This window comes from Ruegeria sp. SAZD013, assembly GCF_059612525.1.
Window position 1 is genome coordinate 1 of sequence record NZ_JBXWQT010000017.1, and the last position, 8,801, is coordinate 8,801.

Consider the following 8,801-nt stretch of genomic DNA (forward strand, 5'->3'; position numbering starts at 1 on the left):
CGCGGGATGGAGCAGCCCGGTAGCTCGTCAGGCTCATAACCTGAAGGTCGTAGGTTCAAATCCTACTCCCGCAACCAGCGATACAGAACGGCCCGAAGCAACTGCTTCCGAGGCCGTTTTTTGTTGTCCCAACGCCAACAAGCCGGCCAGTTCCCCAACAAGTTCAATTGCAAGTTCACCACTCTCCGGGATCAGACGTATCTCCGAGAGGAGGCTGCGAATGATCATTCCCGCCTCTGGCCGGGTCGTTGGGACATTCAGGGCTTCTGTCAGATTGGAAACTTTGGCCCTATATTGATCAGACAGACCGGGATGCAAAAGAACTGGGTTCTCTGGTTCCATGTCGGCTAGGTCTGCCGCCAATTTGGCCTTGCGGTGCGTCCGTCGTCAGGGATTTTGGGACAGATTGGTGCCTGAGGTAAGAGAGGATCTGGCGCATCTGTTTGGTTTGATTATGCGGCGGATTTGCGGTGAAGCAAGCGCCGCGTTTCGATGGTTTTCTGTTTGATCCTTTCTCGTTGTTTCAGAATGGTCTGTCCGCGTCCGAAGTAGACATCAGCGGGCGTGAGGTTTTGGAGGCTCTCGTGATAGCGCCGGTGGTTGTAGTGATCGACAAAGGCGTCGATCTGCTGCTGAAGGTCGCCGGGCAGATAGTGGTTCTCCAATAAGATGCGGTTCTTGAGAGTCTGGTGCCAGCGCTCGATCTTGCCTTGGGTCTGTGGGTGATATGGCGCGCCTCGAATATGATCCATTTTCTGATCTTCCAGCCATTCGGCAAGCTCACCAGAGATGTAGCTGGACCCGTTGTCGCTGAGCAGCCGCGGTTTGTGCAGCACGGTTCCTTCAGCCGCCATCCATCGATACGGCGAATTGCTGCGTTCGCATTCCGCCTTGCAGGCATTCGAATTGCGTCAGACTATCCGAAGCGCTGGTTCCTGAAACACAGCAAAAAAATGTAGCATTTTATCAGAATACTTTTACCTTGTGGTCAAATTTGGGGGAAGATGAATGCTCGACATCATCATTAGACAAGCCCAACTGCCGGATGGCCGAGGGCCGTTGGATATTGCGATCAAGGGTGACCGCGTCGCAGAAATTGCCCCCAAGATCAAGGCCGAGGCAGGCGAGGACATTGATGCGGCTGGGCGATTGGTTTCGCCCCCGTTTACCGACCCGCACTTCCATATGGATGCGACCCTGAGCCTTGGAACGCCTCGCATGAATGCCTCGGGCACACTGTTGGAAGGCATCGCGCTTTGGGGTGAGCTAAAGCCTCTGCTGACACCCGAAGCAGTAATTGAGCGCGCCATGCGATATTGCGACCTTGCCGTATCGCAGGGATTGCTGGCCATCCGTTCGCATGTGGATGTTTCATCCACACCTTTGGTTGGCGTTGAAGCGCTGTTGGAGGTCCGCAAGCAGGTCGCTCCCTATATTGATCTGCAACTGGTAGCATTCCCGCAAGATGGCCTTTACCGCGCAGAGAATGCAGAAAAAAACTTGATCCAAGCCCTTGATATGGGTGTCGATGTAGTGGGCGGTATCCCTCATTTTGAGCGTACGATGTCGGAAGGTGCCCGGTCGGTCAGGAGACTGGCCGAGATAGCGGTGGACCGAGGCCTGATGCTGGATTTGCATTGCGATGAAAGCGACGATCCAATGTCGCGCCACGTGGAAACCTTAGCCTATGAGACCACGCGCCTTGGGCTTGGCGGGCTGGTGACGGCAAGTCATGTCACCGCGATGCACTCGTATGACAACTACTATGCATCGAAGCTCATACCTCTGATCGCAGAAAGCGGCATGAACGTGGTGCCCAACCCGCTCATCAATATAACGCTGCAAGGTCGCTCGGATACCTATCCGCGTCGTAGGGGGCTGACCCGAGTGCCAGAGCTGCGCGCGGCGGGTGTAAATGTCGCCTTCGGACAGGATTGCACGATGGACCCGTGGTATTCGCTTGGCTCCGCCGACATGTTGGAAGTGGCTCATATGGGCGTGCATGCCGTGCCGATGACATCCCGCGAGGCGATGGAGTGGGCGTTTACGTCCGTTACTCAGAATGGTGCCAAAGCAATGGGCTTGCCCGACCCGACGATCCGCGAAGGCGGCCCTGCCAATATGGTAGTGCTGCAGGCGCAGGACCCGATTGAAGCAGTTCGCATGAAAGCCACCCGGCTTGCCGTTATCAAAAACGGAAAGGTGCTGGCCCGCACAGAACCACGAATGGCCGCGCTTTCTTTGCCTGGCCGTCCCACGACCCTGGATCCCGCAGATTACGCGCCCAGGCCCAATACTTAGGAAGTTCATTAACAAGAAGAATTGCCACCAACAGAAGAGGATCTAACAATGAAACTCACCACAACCCGCCGTCAACTGATGGTCGGCGCTGCGGCCACGCTGGCCCTGCCGGCTTATATCCATCGCGTGAACGCGCAATCTGCGATCCGCGTCGCCGGAGTGCACATGTCTCCGGTTGAAAATGCATGGAACAGCCGCATTCACCTGGCGATGCAGGAAGCCGCCGACGCTGGCCTGATAGAGTATGAGTTTTCAGAAGGAGTAGCGCCGACCGACTATCCCCGCGCGATGCGCGAGTATGCCGAGGGAGGTGCGCAAATCATCTGGGGTGAATCTTATGCTGTGGAGCGTGAAGCACGCGAAGTGGCGGGTGACTACCCCGACACCGCGTTTCTGATGGGGTCTTCCGGTGGGCCAGAAGGTGACAACTTCGGTGTCTTTGGCACACGCAACCACGAGGCAGCCTATCTGGCTGGTATGCTCGCGGGTCATATGTCCGAAAGCAATGTCTATGGTTCGGTCGGGGGTTATCCGATCCCCGAGGTGAACCTTTTGATCAATGCTTTCCGCATGGGCGTAAGCGAAGTGAACCCAGACGCCACCTTCGTCAACGGCTTTATCGGTGCATGGTTCGATCCGGCCCGCGCACAAGAGGCTGCGATTGCCCAGATTGATGCGGGTGCAGACATTCTGTTTGGTGAGCGCATTGGCACTGCGGATGCGGCCCAAGCGCGAGGTGTGAAGGCGATCGGTTCGCTTATCGATTATACCCCGCGATACCCGGGCACGGTTTTTGCCAATGCAATCTGGAATTACGGTCCCACAATCGAGGCCATCGTGGCGGATGTTCAGGCCGGTAATCCAACAGGTCGTAACTACACGGAATATTCCTTTATGGCCCATGGCGGCAATGAGCTGATTTATGTCGCCGATGAAGTGCCTGCCGACGCCATCCCGGGGATGGAGGCCAAACAGGCCGCTATTCAATCCGGTGAATGGGACGTTCCGATTGACGAAAGCGAGCCCTCCTGATCCCGAGGGCTTTGACGTGACCGATGCCACAGCTCTTGCAGCTGCCATCACGGCAGGGCAGATCTCTGCCTGCCAACTGATGGAGTCCAGCCTTGCCGCCTGCCACGCACGGGCAGATTTGGGGGCCGTGGTATATCTGGACGAAGATATGGCCCGCGATGGGGCAAAGGTTGCAGACGCTTTGCCACCAGACCAGCGCGGGCCATTTCATGGGGTTCCGTTTTTGGTGAAAGACCTCGGCAGTTTCGCAAAAGGGCTGCCTGCGGCGGCAGGATCCGCGGAGATCCGTGCGCAATGTCGTAAACCCGATAGTGACAGCCACCTGCTGCAACGTCTTCGCCGAACCGGCCTGATCCCTTTCGGCTTGACCGCAACACCTCCCTTTGGCCTTTCCCTGACATGCGAACCCGATGGCATGGCGGCGACCCGCAATCCATGGAACCCTGCGTTGACACCCGGTGGTTCATCCGGTGGCGCCGCAGCCGCGGTTGCAGCTGGTATTGTTGCAATTGCTCATGCCACGGATGCAGCCGGGTCCATCAGGGTTCCCGCTGCGTGTTGTGGCTTGACCGGGCTCAAGCCTTCTCGTGGCGCGGTGCCCGGAGGCCCTGATTTTGCCAATCACCTGATGGGCATAGCGTCTGAACTGATCCTTTCGCGGTCGGTCCGCGATGTGAAGACCGCCTTTGACGCGGTAGCCCAGCCCATGGCCCCGGTAAATCTGCCAGAACGCCCCCGCGTCGCATTGGCATTGCCGGAGCGTTGCGGTGCCGACCAGTGCAAGGCCGCGAAAAGTGCTGCCGACGCGCTGCGCGATGCAGGCTGTGAGGTGTGCGATATTCGTGCCCCCGACCGATTGGGGGATGAGGCACACGCAATCGCCCGAACCATACTTGCTGTTTCCTTGGCCGAGTGGCTGACTGCGCTCAGGATCTCTGATGATAAGATTTCACCGCTTGCCGCGACCATGGCTGCCGAGGGCCGTGCGACACCGGCCACAGCGCTTTTTGCGGCCTCACGACAGCTCGCACGTCTGACAAATCGATCTCGCAAGCTTTTTAAGTCTGCCGATACCGTCCTGATGCCGATCCTCTCGTCTGCACCGCCCGTTGTAGGCACTTTGGATCTGTCCGGCACCTCCCCAGACGATCACATGGCGCGGCTCGAGGCTTTTGCCCCGAACGCCGCACTTGCAAATGTAGCGGGCTTGCCAGCTTTGGCGCTGCCTTTTGGCATGGCAAATGGTCTTCCACTCGGCGTTCAACTGATTGGTCCCCCCGGCTCGGATTTTGCGCTGCTGAAACTTGGCGCACTTGTCGAAGACCGCGCGCCCGCAATCACTTTTCCGCACCCAATCGCAGGCCTGCCCGCATGACCAAGGTTCTGGAACTAAACGGCATTACCAAGCGTTTCGGAACGCTTACCGCAAATGACGATGTGACCCTCACATTAGAAGGCGGGGAAATTCTTGCTCTGTTGGGCGAAAATGGTGCGGGTAAGACGACGCTGATGAATATCCTGTTCGGCCATTACGCAGCCGATAAAGGCTCGGTCAGGGTGTTTGGAAAAGAGCTGCCCCCAGGCCTGCCGCGTGCAGCGATCGAGGTGGGTGTGGGGATGGTACACCAGCACTTCACGCTTGCGGGCAACCTCACGGTTCTGGAAAACGTCATGCTTGGTTCCGAACCCTTGACGCGCGCGCGTTCCGCTCGTGGCGAGGCGCGCAAAAAGCTGTTGCAGATCTCTGAGCGGTTCGGCTTGCCTGTGAACCCCGAGGCCAAGGTTCGGACGCTTTCCGTTGGTGAACGTCAACGGGTCGAGATTCTGAAAGCACTCTATCGCGACACACGTATTTTGATTTTGGATGAACCGACTGCCGTTCTGGCCCGGCCCGAGGCGATGCGCCTGTTCGAAACGCTGCGTGATATGACAAAAGAGGGCCTCTCGCTTATTTTCATCAGCCACAAGCTGCATGAGGTCATGGCAGCCTCTGACCGTGTGGCGGTGCTTCGTGGCGGCAGGATGGTCGCGGAACGCAAAACACCCGAAACCACACCAGAAGAGTTGGCGGAACTGATGGTTGGCCGCAAGGTTGAGCGTCCCGTACGTCAAGACCATGAGATTGGAGCGCCAGTCCTGATCGCAAAGGACGTGAGCGTGGAAGAAGACGGTGATTTGCGGCTGGATGATGTGTCTTTCGCTGTCCATGCCGGTGAAATCCTCGGTATCGTCGGCGTTTCAGGCAATGGTCAGTCCTCCCTCGGTGCGCTGCTGTCAGGATTGGCACACCCAAGTGCGGGTCAGTTAACACTCTTGAACGAAGATATCAGCCATCTGGGTCCGCGCGGCATGATCCGCGCGGGCGCAGGCAGGGTGCCTGAAGACCGGCACGCAGAAGGCGTTGTGGGCGAATTGAGTGTGTGGGAAAACGCGGTGCTTGAGCGCTTGCGCACACCGGGATTTTCGCACCGCGGCTTTGTTCGACAACGCGCCGCCCGGGAATACACTGCGGGGCTGATAGAACGTTTTGATATCCGCGGCGCCAGCCCCGACACGCGAACAAGGCTGCTGTCCGGCGGCAATATGCAAAAGCTGATCCTTGGCCGGGTTCTGACCAATGGGCCGCGTTTTGTGCTCGCAAACCAGCCAACGCGTGGTCTTGATGAAGGTGCAATTGCTTCAGTTCATGCCGAGCTTTTGGCAGCACGGGCCGAAGGTGCCGCAATCCTGCTCATCTCAGAAGAATTGGAAGAAGCTGTAGCCCTGTCAGACCGAATACAGGCCATCGTAAAAGGTCGCTTGTCAGAATCGATATCGACTGATGAAGCCGACCCACAACGCCTTGGCCTGATGATGGCAGGTGTCTGGAAGGAAAATGATGATGCGGCTTGAACGACGCTCACATGTGCCGCTGCATCTTGCGATCATTGCACCACTGGCCGCGATCTTTGCTGCATTGCTTTTGGCCGCCGGTCTCATCGCTGCTGCTGACGTAAATCCTCTAACGGCTTATGGCGAAATGGTGAATGGCGCGTTCGGCTCGCGCCTTTCCATCGCCGAGATGTTGACCCGCGCCACTCCGCTTATCTTTACGGGACTTGCCGCAGCTGTCGCCTTCCGAGCGCGGCTTTGGAACATCGGGGGCGAGGGACAGTTCTTTGTTGGGGCGCTAATCACGGCTTGGATCGGTCATTCACTCGGGGTTCCAGGGTGGATAGGTATTCCGATCTTGATGTTGGCGGGCATGGCGGCAGGCGCGGCCCTTTTGGCAGGACCTGCCTTTTTACGCTTACGTTTCGGCGTGGATGAGGTGGTGACAACCCTGCTGCTCAACTTCATCGTGATCCTTTTTGTTGGCCTCATGATTGAGGGCCCTATGCGCGATCCGCTGGCCTTTGGGTGGCCCTCTTCGGTGCCCGTAGACGGGGATTACCGCCTTCCGGATCTGATCCCCCGTACACGTCTCCATATCGGGCTGCTTGTTGCTATCGCAGCGGCAAGTGCTGTTTGGCTGATTTTTGCGCGTACTGTTGTTGGCGCTGAAACACGCGCCGCAGGCTTAAATGCCAGTGCCGCTGCCTTTGCCGGAATTTCTCTGCCCCGAACGATCATGGGTGTTGCCTTGCTTTCGGGCGCGCTGGCAGGGCTTGCCGGGTCTGTCGAAGTCTTGGGGGTCACTGCGGGGGTCACCACCACTATGAGCCCAGGATTTGGTTATGCAGGCATTGTCGTCGCCATGCTCGCCGCTTTGCATCCGGCCGGAGTGGTCGCTGCCGCTGTATTCGTCGCCACAGTCTTTGTCGGGGCCGACGCCATGAGCCGTGCGACGAGTGTACCCAGTTTCATTGCCGATGTGATCGTGGCGCTGTGCCTGCTCACCATGATCGTGGCCCTTCTTTTCACAACCTACCGGGTGCGCCGATGAGCGATGCAATTGATCTGCTGCTGAATACCAGTCTTTGGGCTTCCGTGCTGCGTATTGCGACACCGCTCATATTTGGTGTTCTTGGTGCGTTGCTTTGCGAACGTTCGGGCGTGCTCAATCTGGGAATCGAGGGGATCATGACCATGGGGGCGATGAGCGGTTGGCTTGTCGTCTACATGGGCGCGCCATTGCTTGCAGGCCTCATTTTTGCAGCGTTTTGCGGCGCGGTGATGGGATTGCTTCATGCTATGCTGACAGTTCCACTTGGGCTTTCGCAACACGTCTCAGGGCTGGGCATAACGCTGTTTGCATCCGCTTTAGCCTATTACCTGTACAGGTTACTTGTTGAGGTGGGAGATCTGCCTCCTACGATCGAGGCATTTAAGCCGCTCGATTTTCCGGTCCTGTCAGATATTCCCGTTCTGGGACCGATCCTTTTTAACCAAGCTTTGCCGACCTATCTGGCGCTCACTGCGGTGGCTGTGATGGCCTATGTTCTTGCCCGTACGCCTTTGGGGTTGGCCATTCGTATGACCGGAGAGAACCCTCATGCGGTTGAGGCGCAGGGGCTGAACCCGATCCGTATCCGTATCGGCGCAGTTGTTGTCGGGTCAGCTTTGATGGCGGTTGGCGGGGCCTTCCTGACTACAACGGCGTTCAACAGCTTTTTCCCGGGCATGGTGCAGGGGCGCGGTTGGATCTGCATCGCATTGGTAGTCTTCGCTGGCTGGCGGCCCGGTAAGGCTTTGATTGGCGCGATGTTGTTCGCTTTCTTCGATGCCTACCAACTGCGATTGCAGACAACGGTTGAGGGTGTGCCATATCAGTTGTTCCTCATGGCACCGTATGTACTTTCGATCGTTGCGCTGGTCCTTGTCGCCCGCAGAGCCGAAGTCCCAGCGGCGTTGATGGCACCCTACCGACGCGGCGAACGTTAGTGGCATATTTTCGAACATATTGGCCAGGAAACGATAAAATCATCAAAATAAACATCTACTCGACCAGACAATGAAGAGCTGGGCACGAGACCTTAACCACATTCCAGAAAACTCTTGACACTATCTATATATTAACGCTCCGGCGTCATTCAGTCGCGCAGATTGAAATCCGGTCTCAAGGCTACTTGAATGTCTGCGTTCGAATATTCGACCTGACAGGCTCACGCACGCAGCGAATGGCCGGTTTCCGCCCGACCTTCGAATACTGGTCGGGCGAAGCGCCATGCTGATCGTGTCTGCTTTCGGGCTGACTGCTGTCCTCCGGACTAAAAATGCGGATGGCCGCAAAGTCCGCTCCTTGATTGCCGAAACCGAGCGCAGCGAAAGGGTAGTATAGATTTAGCTGAATTTCACACCGATGAGTGACCGAAAACGAAAAACCCTCTGCGATGCGACAAACCGTGTGCCGCACCTGCGAGCAAATGCTGCGTCAGCAAATACCCGAAAGGGCAACGGTAGCTTAGTCCGGAGGGTGTGTGAAAACTCCCCTATTTTGACCGGACTGATGGTATAATTTCCGTATTCGGTACGGAGGTTGTTGATGA

The 8,801-nt window shown here is 57.2% G+C and carries 6 protein-coding genes, 1 tRNA gene and 1 pseudogene; 7 read left to right on the top strand and 1 reads right to left on the bottom strand.

The genetic code is table 11. From position 1 onward, the window contains the following. Nucleotides 1-77 (top strand) — tRNA-Met (locus AC2FLU_RS04220). Nucleotides 78-452: 375 nt separating this feature from the next. Here the strand turns inward: AC2FLU_RS04220 and AC2FLU_RS04225 are convergent. Then, nucleotides 453-839: pseudogene (locus tag AC2FLU_RS04225) on the bottom strand (integrase core domain-containing protein); the annotation flags it as partial. Between the two features lie 169 nt (nucleotides 840-1,008). Here AC2FLU_RS04225 and AC2FLU_RS04230 point away from each other — a divergent pair. The 6 genes from AC2FLU_RS04230 to AC2FLU_RS04255 are packed head-to-tail and all read left to right on the top strand — an operon-like array spanning nucleotide 1,009 to nucleotide 8,196. Continuing rightward, nucleotides 1,009-2,301: an amidohydrolase family protein gene (locus tag AC2FLU_RS04230; RefSeq protein ID WP_480556033.1), complete on the top strand. Its 1,293-nt coding sequence runs from the start codon at nucleotides 1,009-1,011 to the stop codon at nucleotides 2,299-2,301. Between the two features lie 48 nt (nucleotides 2,302-2,349). Next, nucleotides 2,350-3,333 (top strand): BMP family protein, encoded by a 984-nt coding sequence (locus tag AC2FLU_RS04235; protein WP_480521503.1) that lies wholly within the window; start codon nucleotides 2,350-2,352, stop codon nucleotides 3,331-3,333. Next, nucleotides 3,311-4,708: an amidase gene (locus AC2FLU_RS04240; protein WP_496809307.1), complete on the top strand. Its 1,398-nt coding sequence runs from the start codon at nucleotides 3,311-3,313 to the stop codon at nucleotides 4,706-4,708. Before AC2FLU_RS04235 ends, AC2FLU_RS04240 begins: the two co-directional genes overlap by 23 nt. Then, nucleotides 4,705-6,225, top strand: coding sequence for an ABC transporter ATP-binding protein (locus tag AC2FLU_RS04245; protein WP_496809306.1), 1,521 nt, complete (start codon nucleotides 4,705-4,707; stop codon nucleotides 6,223-6,225). The genes AC2FLU_RS04240 and AC2FLU_RS04245 overlap by 4 nt, the downstream gene beginning before the upstream one ends. Further along, entirely contained in the window at nucleotides 6,215-7,258 is a 1,044-nt protein-coding gene (locus AC2FLU_RS04250; protein WP_496811878.1) for an ABC transporter permease, read from the top strand. The genes AC2FLU_RS04245 and AC2FLU_RS04250 overlap by 11 nt, the downstream gene beginning before the upstream one ends. Next, on the top strand, nucleotides 7,255-8,196 hold the full coding sequence (locus AC2FLU_RS04255; protein ID WP_480521495.1) for an ABC transporter permease: 942 nt from the start codon (nucleotides 7,255-7,257) through the stop codon (nucleotides 8,194-8,196). Before AC2FLU_RS04250 ends, AC2FLU_RS04255 begins: the two co-directional genes overlap by 4 nt. Nucleotides 8,197-8,801: the final 605 nt, after the last annotated feature.

Bases quoted from the DNA above. Each gene is read 5' to 3' on its own strand.
- AC2FLU_RS04235 (WP_480521503.1), top strand. From the start codon at position 2,350: ATGAAACTCACCACAACCCGCCGTCAACTGATGGTCGGCGCTGCGGCC.
- AC2FLU_RS04245 (WP_496809306.1), top strand. From the start codon at position 4,705: ATGACCAAGGTTCTGGAACTAAACGGCATTACCAAGCGTTTCGGAACG.
- AC2FLU_RS04250 (WP_496811878.1), top strand. From the start codon at position 6,215: ATGCGGCTTGAACGACGCTCACATGTGCCGCTGCATCTTGCGATCATT.
- AC2FLU_RS04230 (WP_480556033.1), top strand. From the start codon at position 1,009: ATGCTCGACATCATCATTAGACAAGCCCAACTGCCGGATGGCCGAGGG.
- AC2FLU_RS04255 (WP_480521495.1), top strand. From the start codon at position 7,255: ATGAGCGATGCAATTGATCTGCTGCTGAATACCAGTCTTTGGGCTTCC.